17 protein-coding genes are annotated in these 20,165 nt (G+C 71.4%); 11 read left to right on the top strand and 6 right to left on the bottom strand.

The window, feature by feature from the left end; translation table 11 throughout:
* Positions 1 to 55: 55 nt before the first annotated feature.
* Together KBX26_RS25255 and KBX26_RS25250 are read right to left on the bottom strand one after the other, a co-directional pair.
* Complete coding sequence (locus tag KBX26_RS25255; protein WP_210866562.1) at positions 56 to 3,529, bottom strand: alpha-glucuronidase family glycosyl hydrolase; 3,474 nt, start codon at positions 3,527 to 3,529, stop codon at positions 56 to 58.
* Positions 3,530 to 3,674: 145 nt separating this feature from the next.
* Entirely contained in the window at positions 3,675 to 4,757 is a 1,083-nt protein-coding gene (locus KBX26_RS25250) for a LacI family DNA-binding transcriptional regulator (RefSeq protein WP_036410772.1), read from the bottom strand.
* Between the two features lie 185 nt (positions 4,758 to 4,942).
* On the opposite strand from KBX26_RS25250, the gene KBX26_RS25245 reads away from it, so the two are divergent.
* Genes KBX26_RS25245 through KBX26_RS25230 form a run of 4 tightly spaced genes read left to right on the top strand, consistent with a single transcriptional unit; the run spans position 4,943 to position 9,055 of the window.
* Positions 4,943 to 6,163 (top strand): ABC transporter substrate-binding protein, encoded by a 1,221-nt coding sequence (locus KBX26_RS25245; protein WP_030328246.1) that lies wholly within the window; start codon positions 4,943 to 4,945, stop codon positions 6,161 to 6,163.
* The gene (locus KBX26_RS25240; RefSeq protein ID WP_030328244.1) at positions 6,160 to 7,275 is read left to right on the top strand and encodes an ABC transporter ATP-binding protein; all 1,116 of its coding nucleotides are present in this window, start codon (positions 6,160 to 6,162) and stop codon (positions 7,273 to 7,275) included. Before KBX26_RS25245 ends, KBX26_RS25240 begins: the two co-directional genes overlap by 4 nt.
* Positions 7,272 to 8,165 (top strand): ABC transporter permease, encoded by an 894-nt coding sequence (locus KBX26_RS25235; protein WP_030328241.1) that lies wholly within the window; start codon positions 7,272 to 7,274, stop codon positions 8,163 to 8,165. Before KBX26_RS25240 ends, KBX26_RS25235 begins: the two co-directional genes overlap by 4 nt.
* Positions 8,165 to 9,055: an ABC transporter permease gene (locus KBX26_RS25230; RefSeq protein WP_156057259.1), complete on the top strand. Its 891-nt coding sequence runs from the start codon at positions 8,165 to 8,167 to the stop codon at positions 9,053 to 9,055. The genes KBX26_RS25235 and KBX26_RS25230 overlap by 1 nt, the downstream gene beginning before the upstream one ends.
* Here the strand turns inward: KBX26_RS25230 and KBX26_RS25225 are convergent.
* Positions 9,033 to 10,556 carry a gluconokinase gene (locus KBX26_RS25225; protein ID WP_051708140.1) on the bottom strand — a complete coding sequence of 508 codons (1,524 nt, stop codon included), beginning with the start codon at positions 10,554 to 10,556 and terminating at the stop codon, positions 9,033 to 9,035. The two genes, KBX26_RS25230 and KBX26_RS25225, sit on opposite strands and share 23 nt — an antisense overlap.
* Positions 10,557 to 10,718: 162 nt before the next feature.
* Between KBX26_RS25225 and KBX26_RS25220 the strand changes: the two genes are divergently transcribed.
* The gene (locus KBX26_RS25220; RefSeq protein WP_030328235.1) at positions 10,719 to 11,489 is read left to right on the top strand and encodes a trans-aconitate 2-methyltransferase; all 771 of its coding nucleotides are present in this window, start codon (positions 10,719 to 10,721) and stop codon (positions 11,487 to 11,489) included.
* A 13-nt stretch (positions 11,490 to 11,502) separates the two neighbouring features.
* Here the strand turns inward: KBX26_RS25220 and KBX26_RS25215 are convergent, their stop codons facing one another.
* From KBX26_RS25215 to KBX26_RS25205, 3 genes are all read right to left on the bottom strand, one after another.
* A complete protein-coding gene (locus KBX26_RS25215) occupies positions 11,503 to 12,216 on the bottom strand; it encodes a hypothetical protein (protein ID WP_030328233.1) in 714 nt (237 codons plus the stop codon).
* A gap of 106 nt (positions 12,217 to 12,322) precedes the next feature.
* Positions 12,323 to 12,985, bottom strand: a complete 663-nt coding sequence (locus tag KBX26_RS25210; RefSeq protein ID WP_030328231.1) for a response regulator transcription factor — start codon at positions 12,983 to 12,985, stop codon at positions 12,323 to 12,325.
* Between the two features lie 70 nt (positions 12,986 to 13,055).
* Positions 13,056 to 14,186, bottom strand: coding sequence for a sensor histidine kinase (locus tag KBX26_RS25205; protein ID WP_247675502.1), 1,131 nt, complete (start codon positions 14,184 to 14,186; stop codon positions 13,056 to 13,058).
* Positions 14,187 to 14,330: 144 nt separating this feature from the next.
* Here KBX26_RS25205 and KBX26_RS25200 point away from each other — a divergent pair, with 144 nt between their 5' ends.
* The 6 genes from KBX26_RS25200 to KBX26_RS25175 all read left to right on the top strand — a co-directional run.
* Complete coding sequence (locus tag KBX26_RS25200) at positions 14,331 to 15,320, top strand: carboxymuconolactone decarboxylase family protein (RefSeq protein ID WP_030328227.1); 990 nt, start codon at positions 14,331 to 14,333, stop codon at positions 15,318 to 15,320.
* Positions 15,321 to 15,330: 10 nt separating this feature from the next.
* On the top strand, positions 15,331 to 15,780 hold the full coding sequence (locus KBX26_RS25195) for a DUF6220 domain-containing protein (RefSeq protein WP_210866561.1): 450 nt from the start codon (positions 15,331 to 15,333) through the stop codon (positions 15,778 to 15,780).
* The gene (locus KBX26_RS25190; RefSeq protein ID WP_030328223.1) at positions 15,777 to 17,519 is read left to right on the top strand and encodes a multicopper oxidase family protein; all 1,743 of its coding nucleotides are present in this window, start codon (positions 15,777 to 15,779) and stop codon (positions 17,517 to 17,519) included. Before KBX26_RS25195 ends, KBX26_RS25190 begins: the two co-directional genes overlap by 4 nt.
* A gap of 25 nt (positions 17,520 to 17,544) precedes the next feature.
* Complete coding sequence (locus tag KBX26_RS25185) at positions 17,545 to 17,988, top strand: OsmC family protein (RefSeq protein WP_030328221.1); 444 nt, start codon at positions 17,545 to 17,547, stop codon at positions 17,986 to 17,988.
* Between the two features lie 57 nt (positions 17,989 to 18,045).
* Positions 18,046 to 19,128 carry a hypothetical protein gene (locus KBX26_RS25180; protein WP_210866560.1) on the top strand — a complete coding sequence of 361 codons (1,083 nt, stop codon included), beginning with the start codon at positions 18,046 to 18,048 and terminating at the stop codon, positions 19,126 to 19,128.
* 185 nt (positions 19,129 to 19,313) lie between these two features.
* A partial coding sequence (locus KBX26_RS25175; protein ID WP_210866559.1) for a non-reducing end alpha-L-arabinofuranosidase family hydrolase occupies positions 19,314 to 20,165 on the top strand: 852 nt, incomplete at its 3' end.

Raw genomic sequence — 20,165 nt, 5'->3', positions numbered from 1 at the left:
ATGCGGTATGCCGCTCATCAGCACATCGACATGCCGGGCCAGCCGGAGCGCACGGTCAGCGGGCGCGTTCCCCGTGGCTCTCGATGCGGAAGTAGTCGAAGGCGACGTCGAGGTCGGTGGAGGTGCCGGCCCGGTTGAAGGCCAGCAGCCCGGCCTTCGTCGGCTCGACGTTCAGCGTCTGCGAGCCGATGTAGCGGTAGACGCTCCCGTCGCTGGAGTAGTAGGCGCGGTAGCGGTCCCCGACCTTGGTCAGGCGCAGCCAGATGGCCCCGTCGGCCCCGACGATGCGCTGGGCGTCCGCACCGGTGATCTCCAGCGTCGACGCCGTGCCGTTCTGCTCGCGCAGGAAGACGATCCGGGTCTTGTTGATGGCCGCAGTCGCGTTGCCCATCTCCCAGGCGAGCTTCACGTAGTTGTTGTCGTCCGCGTACCCGAGAACACCGCCCTGCTCGTTGTTGCCGGCGAGGGGACGGGAGAAGACCACCCGGGACTCGGCCGTCCAGTCGCCGTCGACGTCCTGCAGGGCCAGGTTCCTGGCGGTGTTGACGTTGCCCTGGAGGTCGCCCTGCTGGGCGGTGACGACCAGGGACCCGTCGGCCAGTCGTTGCCTGCTCTCGTCCGGCCGGACCCACTGCCACTGCGGGCCGAGCGGGGTCGACTCGAACTCGTCGCTGCCGGTGAGGGTGGTGTTCAGGTCCACCGTGTAGACCGACGACGCCGCGCCGTTCGTGACGGTGACCCGGGCCTGCCCGGTGGCGTTGGCCGCCTGCTCCACCGCGACCGAGGCGGCGGGGTCGGCGGCGCTGGCGGTGACCGTCGGCACTGTCGTGGCGCCGGCCGGCGTGAGGGCGTTGTAGCGCAGCACCGTCGGCGCGAAGGACGTCAGGCGCCTGCCGTCGACGCGCAGCGCCGTCAGCGTGGTGTCGGGCACCAGGTTGAAGACGTAGTTCTTCACGAGAGGCCCGAAGAAACTCTCGGTCGTGACCTTGACGACCGCCTGCCCGGGTACGCCGGCCGCCTGGGAGATGATCTCGTAACGGGCCTTGCGGTCGGCGGTCCGCACCTTCGTGATGGTCGGCGAGGCCCCGGCCGGCAGCGGGATGGTGTACGAGGCGTCCGAGAGGTTGAAGCCGCCGAACGTCTTCCCGTTCACGACGATCGTCGCCGACAGTGGCGCGTCGTCGACCGGGATGTCCCGCCCGCTGAACTCCTTCCAGTAGTTCACCGAGGTGTCCCGCCAGTCGGCGGCGTCCGCCTCGTGGACCGCCAGCTTGGCACGCACCTCGGCGAACCGGCGCGCGTCGATGTCGGGCTGGAGTGCGTCCCAGGTCTCCCGCATCCAGGTCACGTACTGCACGCCCATCTGGTAGCGGTAGACCAGCTCTGCCCAGAACGTCCGCCCGCTGTCCATCCGATGGCCCCACGGCACGTGGTGGAACCACATCAGCAGGTTCTCCGGGATCGAGTCGATGGTGCCGTAGCGCTGCTGCAAGCGGGGGAAGTACTGGGCGGCCAGGTTGCTGCCGGTGGGGGAGCGGTCGAAGCCCAGACCGACGCTGTCGGCCTTGTTGTAGTAGACCGGGCTCCAGTCGTCGCGGCCCGCCCAGTCGGCGGGGTCGGGACGGTAGTGGGCGCCCTCGGCGAACTGGTGGCCGATGCCCAGCGGCGTCTGGTAGCTGACCAGCGACTCCCACGAGCCCATCATCATCTTCCGGATGGTGTCGACGACACGCCGGTCGTTGCTCCAGGTCATCCGCGTCCAGTCGGTCGCGATGTCCGCCGAGTCGAGCGTCCAGTCCCAGGCCTGACGTCCGAAGGCGAAGAGGTTCGCCTGGGCGAAGTGGTGCCCGGTCAGGTTGTCGGCGTTGCCGAGGTTCGCGACACCCACGATGGCGGTGTCCGAGTGATGCTGCGCGGTCCCGTCGACGATGTCGCCGACCCGCCGCTCCTTGAGCAGCTTGCCGTTCGCGTCGGTCGCGTACGTGTCGGTCTTGAGGATCTCCTCGTACATCGGACCGAGGTAGGCCAGCATCCAGTTCTGGCCGGTGTACTCCTGCGTGATCTGGAGTTCCAGGGCCTGGTTGGTGTTCTCCATCCGGCCGAACATCGGGTGGATGGGCTCGCGGGCCTGGAAGTCCAGTGGCCCGTTCTTGGTCTGCAGGAACACGTTGTCGGCGAAGCGTCCCCGGCTGCCGTCCGGCTGGACCTCGTCGTCGATCGGCCCGAACTCCAGGTAGGCCCGCTTGAGCCGGTCGTTGTCGACGTCGGCGTTGTAGACGAACGTCCGCCAGTGCACAGTCATCCCGAGTGGCGCCACCGCGGCGGCGATGGCGTTGGCACCGTCACCGTGGTCGTACCCGAAGTCCTGTGGCCCCGGCTGGCCCTCGGAGTTGGCCTTGACGGTGAGTCCCATGAAGTCCGGGATCGCGGCCTGGATCTGCTGGGCCCGGCGGTGCCACCAGCCCCGGAAATCCGCACCGTACGGGTCGAGCTGGCTGTTGGTCAGCGTGTCCGGCGCGAACCGGCTGTCGGTGGGCGCGGTGTACCGGATCGACAGGCCCAACCTGATGCCGTACGGCCGCAACGCGTCGGCGAGGGCCGCCTCCTGCGCGATGCGGGCGCTCGTCAGGTACGCGTTGTCGGCGTTGACGTTGTTGATGGTGATGCCGTTGATGCCCAGTGACGCCAGCGCCCGGGCCATGACGAGGTAGCGGTCGAGGATGACGGGCAGGTTCCGGCCGGCGCTGGCACCGGTCGCGGCGAAGTTGAAGATCGCCCCGCTCTCCCCGTTCAGCCCGCCCAGCCCGGAGGCGTTGTTGCCCGCGTAGAGACGCTCGGTCTCCCAGTTGTTCAGCAACCGGTGCTTGATCTTCGGTGACTCCGCGACCCGGAGGTGGTCGATCGGTTTCCGGGTCTGGAGGAGCCGGAGGAAGGCGAACGTGCCGTACAGCGCGCCGAGGTCGGTGTTGCCGGCGATGACGGTGAACCGTGCCCCGCCCTTCGACACCGAGCGGACAAGGTAGCCCTCGTCGCCCACAGTGGCCAGGTCGCGGGTCGCGATGGTGCGGCCCACCAGCGGTGAGCTCGCCGGTGTGCCCACCACCACCGCGCCGTCCGGGACCGTGCCGTTGTCGGCCGGCAGCGTCGGTGTCGACTGGTCGAGCAGCCCGTTCAGGCCGCGTACCAGCTCGTCCCGAGCGGCGCCCAGCGTGGTCTCGACGAGCTTCTCGGCGGAACCGGGTGCCATGGCCAGGTCCGTGGTGTGCCGGTGCACCTTCGTGGCGTCGGCGTTCTCGACCACGATCGCCGTGGCCGCGCGGCGGTAGTCGCGCAGCAACTTCGCGTCGTCGACCGGCACGTACCGCAGCCACAGGTCAGAGCCGTTGTAGTCGTCGGGCGACGCGACCGCGGTGACCGGTGTCGCGGCGACCGGTGTCGAGGTGACAGTGAGGGTGGCCGCGACGGTGGCGAGCACCGTGCCCAGCACGATGAAGGTCCGTCGTAACCTGGGCGTCGAGCCTCGGATCATCGCCATCTCCTCGTTCGTCCGCTGGGGGCGCCGTCGCGCCCGTCCCGCGAGCGCCCGACGTTGACGGATGGATGCGCGTCGATCCTGGTCGCCGCCGCCGCGCCTCGGCAACGAGTTGTCGTTTCTTGTCGTGGGCCGGGCGGCCTCACGGCCGGTGGGCCGCCGGGTCCGGTGCGGACCGGTTCCGCGCCCACTGCCGGCGGGCGCGACCCGGGCCCGGGTTACGCGTGGCCGTCGAGTCGCGGACCACGAGGCGTACCGGCAGGACCATCGGCCGGCCGGTATGCCCGGGTGCCCCCGCGATCATCGTGAGCAGGTGCCGGGTCGCGGCCGAGCCCTCCGCGTAGAGCGGCGCCGCGACGGTGGTGAGCCCGGGCGTGACGATGTCGGCGGCGAGGATGTTGTCGAAACCCACGACGCTGACGTCACCCGGAACGTTGACGCCCATCCGGCTGAGGCCACGGATGATCCCGATGGCCATCTGGTCGTTGAAGGCGAGGACCGCCGTCGCCGGGCGGGCGCACAGCTCCCGCGCGGCCCGCTCACCGCCGGCCATGGTGGGGCTGAACGGCCCGATCTGACGGACCTTGATCTCCAGCTCCATGCCCGCCTCGAGCAGCGAACGCCAGCGGATGCCGTTGGGCCAGGACGCCTGCGGCCCCGCGACGTAGGTGATGTGATCGTGCCCCAGCTCGCCGAGGTGCTCGGCGGCCCGCCGCACCCCACGGGGGTCGTCGGTGACGACGCACGGCACGTCGGCGAGAGCGCGGTTGAGGACCACCACCGGCCGCTGTTTGGCGACCATCCGGATGGCCGAGTCGGACATCCGGCTGCTGGCCAGCACGATGCCGTCGACAGTCGACATGGTGCGTTCGACAGCCGCCCGTTCCAACCGGTCGGACTCCTGGGCGTCGATCAGCACTGTGGTGTACTCGCCGTCGGTCGCCGCCTCCTGCGCGCCGCGCACGATCTCCGCGTACACCGGGTTGGTGATGTCGGCGATGACCAGCGCGATCATCCGCGTGCGGGACGTGGTGAGGGCGCGGGCGAGGGGGTTGGTCCGGTAGCCCAACCGCTCGGCGACCCGTCGGATCCGATCGGCGGTCTCGGAGTTGACGCGACTCGGTCGCGAGAACGCGCGGGACACCGTCGAGGGTGAGACGTCCGCCTCGGCAGCGACGTCGTAGATCGTGACTCTCTTTTCCGGCGGCCTGGTGTGGTCGGGCATCTGCATGCTCCTCCCGGCTACGCGCAGTGATCATGGTATGGCGGCCGTGAATACTCGGCAATGCCCCCGCAACAATCCGGCCGCCCGATCGCATTCGCACGAGGCAATACATGGCAACCCGTTGCCGCCGTGGCGCGCCGGCTGAATCAATCAGCACCGATGACACCTGGCGGAGGGAACGGCTCATGGGTATGACGCGGCGCGGCGCTCTCCTGGTCACGGCATCGTCGCTGCTGGTGGGCGCGGTCGGGTGTGGAGCACCCGAGGCTCCCGGTGACACCACCGGCGACACCACTGGCGAGGTGCCACAGCGGCCCGGCAAGGCCGTCACCCTCAACGTCCTGGACGTGGCGGGCAACCTCCAGTTGACCCAGGGGATGATCGACGAGTTCGTCTCGAAGAACCCCGACGTGATCTCCCGGGTGACGTATTCGAAGGCACCGGCACCCGAGCTGGCCGGAAAGATCAAGGCCCAGCAGGGGGCGGACCGGGTGGACATCGGTCTCGTGCTGACCGGCGTCGACGGCCTGGCCGCCGGGATCGAGCAGGGGCTCTGGATCGACGTGTTGCCGACCTTCCAGGACCGCCTCGGCGGCATGCGCGACTACCTGGCACCGGCCGCCGCGATGCAGCAGCTCGCCGGCAACGCGGGGGTCACCGTCACCTACTACCCGTCCGGCCCGCTGCTCGAATACCTGCCGTCGCGCCTTCCGACGCCACCCACCAGCGCGGACGCGCTGCTCGCCTGGGCCAAGGCCAACCCCAGGAAATTCCAGTACGCCCGCCCGGCCAACTCGGGCCCAGGCCGGACCTTCCTGATGGGGCTGCCCTACATCCTGGGCGACTCGAACCCCAAGGACCCCACCGCGGGATGGGACAAGACGTGGGCCTTCCTCAAGGAGCTGGGCCAGTACGTCGACTACTACCCGTCCGGCACCACAGAGACGATGAAGAACCTCGCCAACGGCACCGCGCACCTCATCGTCAGCACGACCGGTTGGGACATCAACCCGCGGGTGCTCGGCACCGTGCCCAAGGAGGCCAGGATCACCCCGATCGACGGCTTCCACTGGGTCACCGACGCGCACTACGCCGTCATGCCCAAGGGCGTGTCGACCGACACCCAGGCCGCGGTGCTGGCCCTGTTGGCGTTCATGCTCACCCCCGAACAGCAGGCGAAGGCGTACGACGAGGGTTACTTCTACCCGGGCCCGGCGATCAAGGAGGTCCAGCTCTCCTCGGCCCCGCAGAAGAGTCAGGACGCGATCCGGGAGTTCGGTCGCCCGGAGTACGACGCGCTGATCGCCGGAAACCCGACCGAGGTTCCGCTCGACGCGAAGAGCCTGGTGGCGGCGTTCAGCCGCTGGGACCGTGAGATCGGCGGCGGGAAGGTCAAGCAGGGATGAGCGCCTTCTCCCAGCTGCGGCTGGACGGGGTGTCCCGACGGTTCGGCGGCCAGGCCGCGCTCACCGAGCTGGACCTGACGATCGGGGCGGGGGAGTTCATCGCCCTGCTCGGCCCGTCCGGCTGTGGCAAGTCGACGGCGTTGAACTGCCTGGCCGGGCTGCTGCCGTTGACGGCGGGGAGCATCTGGCAGGACGAGCGCCGCATCGACACACTGCCGCCGGAGCGGCGCGGCTTCGGCATGGTGTTCCAGAGCTACGCCCTCTTCCCGCACCTGACCGTCCGGGCGAACATCGCCTTCGGGCTGCGTATGCGGCGGCTGCCCAAGGAGGAGACGCGCCGGCGTACGGACGAGGCGGTGCGGCTGGTGCGACTGGAGGACCACGTCGACAAACTGCCCGGTCAGCTCTCGGGTGGACAGCAGCAGCGCGTCGCCATCGCCCGCGCCGTCGTGTTCGAGCCGTCCCTGGTGCTGATGGACGAGCCGCTGAGCAACCTCGACGCGAAGCTGCGCCTGGAGATGCGGACCGAGATCCGCCGGCTGCACCAGTCGCTGGGGCTCACCACCGTCTACGTGACCCACGACCAGGAGGAGGCGCTCTCCCTGGCCGACCGGCTGGTGGTGCTGCGGGAGGGGCGGGTGCAGCAGATCGGCTCGCCGCGCGAGCTGCACACCCGACCGGCGAACTGGCACGTCGCCGACTTCATGGGCTACCGCAACCTGTGGCGGGGGCGGGTGGAGCGGCGGGACGGCGCGCGGGCCACCGTCGAGTCGTCCGGGCACCGTCTGCTCGGCGAGGTGGTGGGCGACGTCCAGGCCGAGGCGGAGGCAGTGCTCGCGGTGCGCCCCGAGGACATCCGCGTCGACGGGCCCGGCGAGGCCCACAACGCCCTGTCGGCGACCGTCGAGGTGGTGGAGTATCAGGGCCGCGAGTTGGCGGCCGAGGCCCGCACCGACACCGGGCTGCTGCTGCACCTGCGCACCGAGCGGCGGATCGCCCCGGGCGACCAGGTCAGGCTCGGGGTCGACCCGCAGCGGCTGCTCGTCTATCCCGCCGACGCGGCGGCGGCGCAGACCAACCGCGTCCCGCAGGCCTCGGGGGCGACGCGGTGAGCCGGTCCGGGCGGCCGCTGACGCACTGGCAGCACCGCCTCGCCGAGCGGGGCGTCGACCGTCAGCTCTGGTTGCTGGTCCCGGCGCTGGTCTTCGTCATCGCCCTGTTCCTCTACCCGTTCTTCTACGGGCTGACGCTCTCGTTCCAGCCGACCACCGGCGGGCCGTTCAGCGACTACGCCCGGTTCTTCTCCGACTCCTACGAGCGGGGAACGATCGGCATCACACTGCGGATCGCGTTGCCCGCCGCGCTCCTGAACGTGCTCGCCGCGGTGCCGATCGCCTACCGGATGCGCGGCCGGTTCCGGGGCAAGCGGTTGGTCACCACCCTGCTGGTCGTGCCGATCACGCTCGGCACCGTCCTCACCGCCCAGGGGTTGTTGAACTTCCTCGGCCCGACCGGCTGGTTCAACCGTGTCCTGCTGGCCACCAACCTCGTCGACGAGCCGGTGCGGCTGACCCACAACTACTGGGGTGTGTTCCTCTCGCTGGTGATCACCGGCTTTCCGTTCGCGTTCCTGCTGGTGCTCTCGTACCTGTCCGGCATCGACCCGACCCTGGAACGGGCCGCCGCGACGCTGGGCGCGGACTGGCGTCACCGGTTCACCCGGATCACCCTGCCGCTGCTGATGCCCGGCCTGGCCACGACCTTCTGCCTGACGTTCGTCCTGGCGTTCAGCGTGTTCCCGTCGGCGGTTCTGGTCGGCAACCCGGCCGGTGAGACCCGGGTCATCTCCCTCGCCGCCTACCAGGCCGCGTACGAGCAGTACGACTATCCGTACGCGTCGGCGATCGCCATGATCATGGGCTTCGTCGAGCTGGTCGTCATCGCTGTGGTGCTCGCCGCCCGCAGCCGCTTCTACACCGGCTCCACCGGAGGCAAGGGCTGATGGCAACGACCACCCAGGCCCCACCGGCGCGGCCCCCCGCCACCAGCACCGACCGGCGGCGGCGCATCGCCGCGCGGCCGGCCGCCTGGATCGTGTGGGGCGTCGTCATCTTCTTCTTCCTCAACCTGCTGGGCGTCGTGGCGTCCGTGCTGGTCAGCTCGTTCGGCAGGCGATGGTTCGACACCTGGCTCCCGGACGGCTACACCACCGACTGGTACGTCCGGGCCTGGGACGAGTTCGCGCTGCTCCAGGTCATCGTCGTGACCCTGGAGGTCTCCGTTCTCGTCGTGGGCCTCTCGCTGCTGATCGGCGTGCCGGCCGCCTATGCCCTCGCGCGACGCTCGTTCCCGGGCAAGCGGCTGATCTTCCTGGTGTTCCTGCTGCCCATCCTGATGCCCCCGATCACGTACGGCATCCCGCTGGCGACAGTCCTCTACAAGTTCGGCCTGGCCGGGCACCTGTCCGGGGTGGTGTTGGCCAACCTCGTACCGTCGGTGCCGTTCGTCATCCTGACCATGACCCCGTTCATCGAGCAGATCGACCCGCGGATCGAGAGCGCCGCGCGCATGTGCGGCGCCGGCCTGCGCACGGTGTTCCTCCGGGTCCTCACTCCGCTGCTGGTGCCGGGCATCCTCGCCTCCGCGATCCTCGTGCTGGTCCGGACCGTGGGGATGTTCGAGCTGACCTTCCTGACCGCCGGGCCCGACTCGCAGACCCTGGTGGTGGCGCTGTACTACTCGATGTCCGCGTCCGGGATCCGGGCCCAGCAGTCGGTCGACGCCATGGCGGTCATCTACACCTCGATGATGCTGGTCCTGCTCGTCGTCGCACTGCGCTACGTGAACCCGACCCAGCTCGTGGCGCAGGTCAAGGACGAGCCGGAGCACTGAGCCCGGTGCCGGCGTCGAGGATCTCACCCAGACGACCCGCCACCGTGACGAGCGTGGGCAGCCTGGTCCGCAGACCGCGGTAGGCCGTGGCGAGCGCCGGGTCGACAGTGACGCGGTCGCCGCCGGCCCCCGGGTCGAGCTGGGTGACCGCCGCCTGGAGGTCGGCGGTGTGGCCGATCGCGAAGAGCCCGAGCGCCGCCGCGCCGAGGGTGACCTGGTCGGCCGCGCCCGCCACCTGGACGGGGCAGTCCAGGACCGCCGCCATCACCTCGCGCCACAGCGGAGACCGGAAGGCGCCCCCGGTCAGCCGTACGCTGCCGATCGGCGTCAGCTCGGCCAGCCGGTCACGGACACCGCCGAGTTGCAGGCAGACGCCCTCCACGGCGGCCCGGACCAGGTGAGCGCGTGAGTGCTCGCCGCGCAGCCCCAGGAACGCGCCGGGCGGCGCGCAGCCCTCCGGCGCGGCCGGGTCGGCCCACAGGTACGGCAGCATCACGACTCCGTCGCTGCCCGGTGCGATCCGCGCGGCGAGATCCAGCAGCGCGGGGGTGGCGTTGTCGTCGCCGAGAACCCGTGCCGCCCACCGCACCACGTTGCCGCCGTTGCCGACCGACCCGCGGACGACCCACGCGTCCTCGGTCAGCGCCGCACAGGAGAAGGTCTCGGCCGCGTCGGTGCGGGGTGCCCTGACGACGGTCCGCAGCGCCCCGGTGGCCCCGAGCGTCAGGCCGCCGACGGTGTGCTCGGTCGCCGCCGCGCCCAGGCTCCGCAACGGACCGTCACCCGCACCCACCACGACGGGTGTGCCCGGCGGCAGACCGACCGCGCGCCCGGCCGCCGGCGACAGCCGCAGCACCGCCGTGGTGGGCAGCACCGGAGGCAGTTGGCTCTCGGACACTCCGGCGAGGTCGAGGACCGCGGAACTCCACGCCCGACGGTGCACGTCGAACATCCCGGTGCCGGATGCCGAGGACAACTCGGTCACCAACATCCCGGTGAGCCGATGGACCACATAGTCCTTGAGGCCGACCCACCACCGGGTCGCCGTGCAGAGGTACGGCTCGTGCCGGGCGAACCACAGGAGCTTGCAGAGCGGGTTTCTCGGGTGCACCGGCGTACCTGTCGACCGGTGCAGCTCCCGGCTCTGACCGGACGACAGCAGTTCGCGGGCCGCCTCCGCCGACCGCGTGTCACGCCCGGTCAGCAGCGGTGTCACCGGCGTCATCGCCGCGTCCAACCCGATGAGGCCGTACCTGGCGGAACTCAGCGCGAGGGCGACCACCTCCGCCCCGGCGGTGCCGGCCACGCACGCGGAGGTGGCCGCCAGGGTGGCCGCCACGAGCACGTCCGGCTCCTGTACCCGCCAGCCGGGCACCGGCTCCACCACCGGGTACGCCCGGGTAGCGACGTGTCGGGCGGTGCCGTCCAACGTGAACGCGACCGCCCGCGCGGCGGTGGTGCCCACGTCGACTCCGACGATCACCCGACGCTCCGGCTGCATCCGCACATGGTCGAGCGGCGCTGCGCGGGCCGGCAAGCGGTTGCGCGCAGTTGTCGTCACGGCGGTGGCAGCCGCCGGTCGGGCTCGGAAGGGTCGGGCTCGGAAGGGTCGGGCTCGGAAAGACCGGGCACCGCCGACACGGGTCGTGACAGGATCGTCGGCATGTCTGCTCGGGCGCTGAGCTTCGGGATGGTGGCGAAACGGTACGAGCGGTACCGACCGGGGTACCCCGTCGAGCTTGTCGACCTGGTGTCGACGTACGCGGGTCGGCCGATCCGAACGGCCCTGGAGATCGGTGCCGGCACCGGCAAGGCGACCCGGCTGTTCACCGCCCGGGAGGTCACTGTCACCGCGACCGAGCCGGACGGGGCCATGCTCGCCGAGCTGCGCCAGCACGTGCCCGCCGACGTTCGGACCGTACCCGCCGCGTTCGAGGACCTACGGCCGGGCGCGGCGAGGTACGACCTGGTCTACGTGGCGGCGGCACTGCACTGGACGAGACCGGCGGGTCGCTGGTCGCGGATGGCGGCGCTGCTGGAACCGGGCGGCGTGTTCGCCTCGTTCGGCGGACCGGTCCAGCTGACCGACCCGGCCGTGGCGGACGCCGTCCGCGCCGTCCGGGCACCGTTCCGGGACAGCGACGAGATCCCGTCTCCCGACGGCACGCCCCCGGAAGAGGCCATGCAGTGGCCGGGCACCGAACTGCGCCGCTCCGAATGGTTCACCGATGTCCAGCAGAGCGTGATCGAGCGGCGTCTGACGATGAGCGCGCGCGACTACGTCGGCTACCTGTCGACGGTCTCGGCGTACCTCGAACTGCCGAGCGAGGCGCAGGGGCGGCTCTTCCGCCAGATCGAGCAGATCCTGCCCGAGACTGTCGAGCTCAGCGCCGACATCGTCGTGCACCTCGCGCGTCGACGCACCGAGCGGTAGCACCACCGGGCGGTCAGACCAGGAACTCCTCGCGCATCCGCGCACCCAGGTTGATCCCGCCGACCGTCCGTGGACCGGCCGGATCGTGCACGGCGACGGTGTTGTTGCGACGCATCAGCTCACGGACGGCAGGTGGCAGTCGCGGCGGGTCGTCCATGGCCACCAGGACCCGCCCGGCGCTGGAGATCAGTCGATCGGCCAGGGCGGCGGCGTCGGTGTCCACCCGCACCCGGCCGTACTCCCAGCCGGAGGTGGTGAGGTCGAGCACCTCGAACACGCGGGTCAGCAACGGGTTCGGGTCGGTCACCCGGTCGAGCCGGGGCGCCCGGCTGCCGACCACCGTGACGGCGGCCGCCACCTGCGCGTACGGGTGGAAGCCGCACGGCAGCGCGAACAGCGGCCAGCGCAGGGCCGGGCCGGCCTCCTTCCACAGCGGCCGGTAGTTGCGGCGGTGCACCAGCAGCCGCCGGCCCGTCCGCCGGTGGATCTCCTGGGCCTGGGCCTGCAGGTCCACATGGGCCTCGTCGGCTACCTGACTCACGATCCGGGTCGCCACCACCAGGCCGTCGTCGCTGTCCAGCGAACCGGTGAGCGCCTCGACCTGGTCGTTGAACCGGATCCGCGCGTGGGAGCCGTACCGGGACTGGACGTCGTGCAGCAGCGCCTGCTGGCGTCCCGGGTCGAGCTGGACCCGCCTACCGCCCAGCAACCGACGGAGCCAACGCATGTCGCCTCGATTCAGCAGAGCCGTCGCGGACGGCGGCAATGCTAGTGCGTCGCCTCTTCCCGGTGTCGCCAAGGGGGTTGATCGACTCCGCTGTCCGGGGCGGCGCTCACCGGCGACGGGGCGTGATCAGCCCTGACTCGTACGCCCACACGACCAGTTGGGCCCGGTCGCGGCAGTGCAGCTTCGTCATCGCCCGGTTGACGTGTGTCTTGGCGGTCAGCGGACTGATCACCATGCGCGCGGCGATCTCGTCGTTGGTCAACCCACGGGCGACCAGCTCGACGATCTCCTGCTCCCGGGCGGTCAGCACGTCGCGGCCGGCCGTCGGCTCGGCCGGCGGTGGGCCGGCCACGAACTCACTGATCAGCGTGCGGGTGACGGTCGGCGCGAGCAGCGCGTCCCCGCGCGCGACGACGGCGACGGCGTGCAGCAGGTCGGCGGGGTCGGCGTCCTTGAGGAGGAAGCCGCTGGCGCCCGCCCGCAGGGCGGCGAAGACGTAGGAGTCGAGCCCGTAGTTGGTCAGGATGAGAACCCGGATGCCGGCGAGGTCGGGATCGGCGGCGATGCGCCGGGTGGCCTCGATGCCGTCGAGACCGGGCATCTGCACGTCCATCAGGACGACGTCCGGGCGCAGGCGTCGCGACAGGTGGACGGCCGAGCTGCCGTCGGTCGCCTCGCCGACGACCTCCAGGTGGTCCTCGGCGTCGAGCAGTGCCCGGAAGCCGGCTCGCATCAGCGCCTGGTCGTCGGCGAGCAGCACCCTGATCATCGCGGCCCCGGCGGCCGGCGGGTGCCGCGCGCTCCGGCCCGGCTCGCTCGGGCCTGGCTCGATCGGCCGGTCACCGCGGGCCGTCCAACGGGAAGGTGGCCCGCACGGTGAACCCGTGGTCGTCGTGCGCGGCGGCCCGCAGGGTGCCGCCCAGTGCGCTGACCCGCTCCCGCATGCCCCGCAGACCCACGCCCGGGGTCAGCGGCTGGCCCGGTGACGCCCGACCGTCGTCGGTGACCGCGACGGTGAGCCCCGCCGGGGCGTACTCCACCTGGATGTGCGCGGTCGCGGGGCCGGCGTGGCGGGCCACGTTGGTCAGTGCCTCCTGGATGACCCGGTATCCGGCCTGGTCGACCTCGTCGGGCAGGTCCCCGCGCTGACCGGTGACGGTCACCTGCACCGGTACGCCGACCGCCCGGGTCCGCTGGGCCAGCTCGTCCACCCGGGCCAGCCCGACGCGATCGGCGTCGGTGGGCGCGCGCAGGACGTCGAGGGTGGTCCGGAGTTCCCGCATGGCAGCGCCGCTGGCCTCCTGGATCGCCAGCAGGGCGGCCGACGGCGCCTCGCCGTGTTTGCGGGCCAGGTGCACGGCGATCCCGGCCTGCACCTTGATCACCGAGATGCTGTGGGTCAGCGAGTCGTGCAGGTCGCGGGCGATGCGCAGCCGCTCCTCCCCGGCACGCCGCAACGCCATCTCCTCGCGGGTGCGTTCGGCTTCGACCGCCCGCTGCTCGACCTGCTCCAGGTACGCCCGACGCTGCCGTCCGACGAGCCCGGCGACGTTGGCGGCCACGAACCAGCCGAACAGCAGGGCCGTCCGTTCGAGGATCACCTGCCCCGGCTGGCCGGGCGGTGCCACCGAGACGTCGCGGGCCAGGAAGCCACCGAGGAAGACGACGCTGGCCAGGACGGCGGCCGACCGGTGCCCCTGCCAGGCGGCGAGGTACACCGCGCCGAGAACGGGGAACGCGGCGGACACCCCGGGGTGCACCCGGAGGTGAACGGCCAGCATGGCGACGGTGACCACGCCCAGCGCCACCACCGGGTAGCGCCGGCACGCCGCCAGGGCCACCGCCATGGCCAGGACCAGGGCGACGTCGAGCACCTCGACCGTCGCGGCGTCCGGGGTGAGCGCGGCGTTGCCGAGCAGGAGGACGCCGAGGGCGAGACCGCCGAGGGCGTACGGGAGGTCGCGGCGCATTGTCGCACTGTAGAACGGCCGCCGCCGGTGCAGCATCCCGCGAGCGTGGTACCTGCCGCGTACCACGGACGCGGTATCGGCGACCCGGCAAGTGTCTGCGCCGGAACGACGCTTTCCCGGTCTGCCGCAACAAGCATCGAGCCCATGACATACCGCTTCTTCACCCCCACGCCGACGAGGGCGGCCACCGGCCTCACCGCGGCGGTCTACCAACAGTTGCGCGACGACTTCCTCGGGCCGTTGCCGACCTTCCAGGCGCTGTCGGCGGTGCCGGAGGTGCTGGCCGCGACCTGGGCGTTGATGCGGGAGGCGCTGCTCGCCGGCGACGCTTCCCGGGTCGAACGGGAACTCGTCGCGACCGTCGTGTCCCGGGCCAACCGCTGTCAGTTCTGCGTCGACGCCCACGTGCTGCTGCTGCACGCGCTGGGCGCGTCGAAGCTCGCCGAGGCCGTTGCCCGGGGTGAGACGCCACCCGAGCCGGAACACGCCCGGCTCGTCGAGTGGGCACAGGCCAGCCGCAGTCCCAGAGCCGCCGACTGGACCAGCCCGTACCGGGTGGAGATCACCGGCACCCTGCTGGTGTTCCACTTCATCAACCGGGTCGTCTCGGCGTTGCTCGACCCCGATCTGCTCCCCGGCGGCCTGCAACGCTCCCCACTGGTGCGCTCGGTCGGAGGCCGGCTCTACGCCAGGGCGGCCCGGGAGCCGAAGGAACCCGGCCGGAGCCTCCCGCTGCTCGACGCCGACGCGACGGCGGCGCCGGCCTGGGCGGGGGACAGCCCGGTGGGTGTCGCCTACGCGTCGTTGCGCGACGCCGCCAACCGTGGTGGGGAGCTGCTGGGCGAGGTGGCGCGCGAGACCGTCACGGCGACCGTGCGCTGGGAGGACGGGCGGTTCCCGGCCCGGCCCGCGGACTGGGCCGTCGACCTGGTGCGGGACGTGCCGGGCACGGACCGCATCGGGACGCGGATCGCGTTGCTGGCGGCGTTCGCTCCCAGCGCGATCAGCCCGGGCGACGTCGCGCTGTGGCGGCTCTCCCACCCGGCCGACGCCGACCTCGTGCGGCTGGTCGCGTACGGGGCGATCACGGCCACCGATCATGTCGCCCGGGCTCTCGCCTCGGCGCACCTCTAGGAGGTATTCCATGCGCAAGGCTCTCGTCGTCGTCAGCGCGCTGACGCTCGTCGCGTTCGCCCTTCAGTTCATCTTCGCCGCGGTGGGCGGGTTCACGAAACCGGCCGGCGACGGCGCGTACGCGTTGCACAGCGTCAACGGCATGGCGGTCATCCCGGTTCTCACACTGCTCACCGTCCTGTTCGCCGCGCTGGCGAAGGCGCCGGGACGGCTCATCGGGCTGGCGGTGCTGCCGGTCGGCCTCGTCGTCCTCCAACCGCTCATCGCCATGCTCGCCAACGGGTTCGCCGACGCGTCGGGCGTCAGCACTCCGCTCGGCCTCACCATCGGCGGGCTGCACGCGCTCAACGGAATCATCGCGGTGCACGTCGTGGTCGGCGTCCACCGGGCGGCCCGGAAGCTGGCCGGCCTGGTGCCGGCCGAGGCCGGGGTGCCCGCCCGGGAAGTGGAGCCGGCGTGAGCACCGGGTCGCTGCTCGCGGTCGACCTCGTGATCGCGGTCCTCGCGGCCGGCGCCTGGTTGGGTGGTGGTGCCGCGTCCGTCGCGCGACGCCGCCCGCTCGCACTGGGACTGGCGGCGGTCGCGCTGGTCGCGACGCTCGCCCGCGCGATCACGATCACCGCCCTGGCCCGCGCCGGCTGGTGGTTCGCCGCGGAGAAGGTTCTCATCGCCGCCCCCCTGTCGCTCGCGGCGGTGGCCGTCGCCGGTCCGCGGCTGTTGCGGGCCCGGGGTGACGTCCGGGCCGTCGCGCTTGCGCTGCTCTTCGCCGGGTACGCCACGGGCAGCGCCCTGCTCGTGACGGTCCTGCACGGTTATCCGGCGTCGGCGGGGGCGGGGCTGCTCGCGGTCGCCGGGGTCGTCGCGGCGACGGTGATCTCGGGGCGTGCCCTCGGCGCGCGCCCGTCGCGGCCGGTGTCCCGGGTGGCGGTCGCGGTGGCGGTCGCGGCGCTGGTCACCGGAACCGGGCTGACCGTCGCCCCGGAGACCGCCCCCGCCGTACCGCACGATCATGGCTTTCCGGCGGCGACCCGGATCTCCGCCGAACCCACCAGACGGTTCACCCTGACGGCCGGGACCGCCACTGTGAACGCGGGCGGCCGGGACGTGGCGGCGTGGGCGTTCAACGCGCAGGTACCCGGACCGGAGTTGACCGCCACCGTCGGCGACATCCTGGAGGTGACGCTGCGCAACCGGGACATCGGGCGCGGCGTCACGCTGCACTGGCACGGGTACGACGTGCCGAACGACCAGGACGGGGTGCCCGGGGTGACCCAGGCGGCGGTGCGACCCGGGCAGGAGTTCGTCTACCGGTTCCGCGCCGACCAGGCCGGAACGTACTGGTACCACACGCACTCGGCCTCCGATGTCGGCGTCCGGATGGGTCTCTACGGTGTGCTGGTGGTGCGACCGGGGTCGGTCAGCGGCCTCGACGTCACGGTGCCGGTGCACACCCTGGCGGGGCGTCCGCTGCCCGCGCCGACAGTGCAGCGGGTGGAGGCCGGCGTGCCGGTGCGGTTGCGGCTGATCAACACCGACAGCACCACGCACCGGTACGCCCTGGCGGGGACCGCGTTCCTGGTGGCCGCGATCGACGGCGTCGACCTGCGGGGCCCGACACCGCTGGTGGACACCGCCGTGCTGATCCCCGCCGGGGGCCGCTACGACCTGGTCTTCACCGCGCCGGCGACCCCGGTGTCGCTGTTCGTCGACGGACGGGCGGTCTACTCGACCGGCCCGGTGTCGACGGCGACCGGCGCCTGGCCGGTGCTCGATCCGCTCGGCTACGGCGCTACCGCGGCGGTGCCCTGGCCCCGGTTCGACCGGACGTTCACCCTCGTTCTCGACCGCGGCCTCGACCTGCGCGGATTGCTGCCGCGCTACGCCCACACCGTCAACGGCGCGGCCGACCCGGACATCCCACCGCAGGTCGTACGCCGGGGCGACGTCGTGCTGTTCACCATCGTCAACCGGTCGCAGGTGGTGCACCCGTGGCACCTGCACGGCCACCACGTCCTGGTGCTGGCCCGCGACGGCGAGCCGGCGGTCGGCAGCCCGCTGTGGCTGGACTCGTTCGACGTCCGTCCGGGCGAGGTGTGGAAGGTGGCGTTCCGGGCCGACAACCCCGGGATGTGGGCCAACCACTGCCACAACCTGGCGCACGCCGATGCCGGGATGACGCTGCATCTCATGTACTCCTGATCACGGATGCCGGTAGGTTTCAGCCATGACTGAGGACACCTTCCGCTCGGTGGCGATCGAGCGCTCCAGCCTGGGCAACTACGTCGTGCGGAACGTCCGTGGCGGGTCGGTGTCGCTGGGCACGGGTAAGGACGGCAGTTTCACGCCGGTGGAGCTGCTGTTGGCCGCCATCGGCGGCTGCACCGCTGTGGACGTGGACCACATCACCAGCCGCCGTGCGGAGCCGACCGGTTTCACCGTCGCCGTCACCGGTGACAAGATCCGCGACGAGGCGGGCGGCAACCGGATGCAGAACCTGCGGGTCGAGTTCACCGTGACGTTTCCGGAGGGCGCGGACGGCGACCAGGCCCGTGCGGCGCTGCCCCGGTCGCTGCAGCAGTCGCACGACCGGTTGTGCACCGTCTCCCGTACCGTCGAGCTCGGCACTGCCGTGTCCATCGTCGAGTCGTCCGCGCCCACCGCGGAGTGATCGTCACTGAGCCCGGCTACTCAGGTCCGGTGCGGTCGTTCGTGTGAGGGTGACGGGATGCGTCGACTACTTGTGCCACTGCTGATCGTCCTCGCCGCGGCGGTGGCCTGCGCCGAGCCGAACGCCCGGCCGGGGCAGCCGGACCCGACGGAGGCGGAGCCGGTGCCCACCGAACTGCTCGCCGACGGCAGCGTCCCCTGGGCCGACCTGAAGATCACCGACGAGGACCTCAACGGCCGCCCCGCCGAGCCGAGGAGGCCGGCCCGCGGCAGCGAGCCGTGCCGTGCGGAGCAGCTGACCGGCCGGCTCACCAGCTGGACCCGGCCGGGCACCGGCGGTGAGAAGCCTCGCGGCTTCGACGCCGCCATCGGCAAGCTCATCGGCGAAGTGGACGTGCGGAACGCGTCGAAGAAGGAGTGCACGCTGCAGGGCGAGGTGCCCACCAGGATGCTCGTCGGCGGCCGCGAGGTCCCGATGCTCTACACCCACGGCATCAACGAGGAGGGCCGCTCCCGGGTCGTTGCCGTGCCGCCCGGTGGCCACGCCAGCCTGCGCCTGGACTGGTCCGGGCCGTTCTGCCAGCCCCTCGGGCTGTTCGAGCTCGCGATCGAGCTGCCGCACGACGGAGGCACCCTGCGCGCGCCGGTCACCGCCGATGAGCGCCCGGGCTGTCCGCAGGGGGAGGGGGTCAACCCTCGCGCCCGGGCGACGTTGTCCGCCAGTGGGTTCACCGAGCCGGTGGCGATGTCGAAGCCTCCATCCTCGCCGCTCGACCAGCTCACCGTCGCTGTTCAGGGGCCGCCAACCGCCGCCGCCGGTTCGCGGGTCTCCTTCCGGGTGACCCTCGGCAACCCGACCGACGGTCCCCTCGCGTTGGACCCCTGCCCGGCCTACCTGATGGAACGGTTCTCGCTCGGCGACGCGACGAACGACGCGGTGAACTCGGCCCAGCTGTACCGGCTGAACTGCCGCCCGCTCACGCAGATCCCGGCCGGCGGCACAGCGGTGTTCGAGATGGTCGCCGAGGTGCCGGCCTCGATGCGGGCCGGGCGCGAGCTGACGGTGACGTGGAAGTTCTATCTGCCGCACTACGTGCAGCGCAGCGGTCAGTTCGGGGTGCTCACCCTCACTGTCGGCTGAGGAGCGCCGCTCCGGGTCCGCGCAACGGGAAAGTCGGCGGTGAACGAGAAGCAGGCATAGATGTTGTTGATGGTATGGGAGCGCTCCCGTAACATACCCGACGCGGCCTGTTAACGCTCACATTCAGTTACTGAGCAGCGACCATCACCACCGGGTAGGCCGCCGTCCCGCGAGGAGGGTGCAATATGACCAGATCCAGAGCCACCAATGCCGGTCTGGTTGTGGCCGGCGTCGGTTTACTGGTGTCGTCGACAGTCGTCGCCGCGCTGCCGGCCGGCGCTGCGGCCGAGGGTTGTTCGGTGAGCTACGCCGTGTCGTCGCAGTGGCAGGGCGGCTTCGGCGCCAACGTGGCGATCACCAACCTGGGTGATCCGTTGAGCAGCTGGACGTTGACCTGGTCCTACGGTGCCGGGCAGACGGTGACGCAGGCCTGGAACACATCGCTGACGCAGAGCGGGTCAGCGGTGACGGCGAGGAACGTGAGCTACAACGGGTCGGTCCCGACCAACGGCACTGTGTCGTTCGGGTTCAACGGGTCCTGGACGAGCAGCAACCCCAACCCGACGAGCTTCGCTCTCAACGGCGTCACCTGCACCGGTGGCACGACGACCCCGCCGACCACCCCGCCGCCGACCACCCCGCCACCCACCGACCCGCCGCCGACGACTCCACCGCCGACCCAGACGTGTGACCTGCCCTCGACGTACCGGTGGTCGTCCACGGGTGCGTTGGCGCAGCCGAGGTCGGGTTGGGTGTCGTTGAAGGACTTCACCGTCGCCCCCTACAACGGCCAGCAGCTCGTGTACGCCACCACCCACGACACCGGGACCCGGTGGGGCTCAATGAACTTCGGCCTTTTCTCGAATTACTCGCAGATGGGTTCGGCGAGTCAGAACGCGATGAATTCGGCGACGGTGGCGCCGTCGTTGTTCTACTTCGCGCCGCGCAACATCTGGGTGTTGGCGTATCAGTGGGGTGGGCCGGCGTTCTCGTACCGGACGTCGTCGGATCCGACGAACCCGAATGGGTGGTCGTCG

Source organism: Micromonospora sp. C97 (assembly GCF_018070385.1).
GTDB lineage: Bacteria > Actinomycetota > Actinomycetes > Mycobacteriales > Micromonosporaceae > Micromonospora > Micromonospora parva.
The sequence above is the reverse complement of the archived record's forward strand: the minus strand, read 5'-3'. Positions and strand labels throughout refer to the sequence as shown.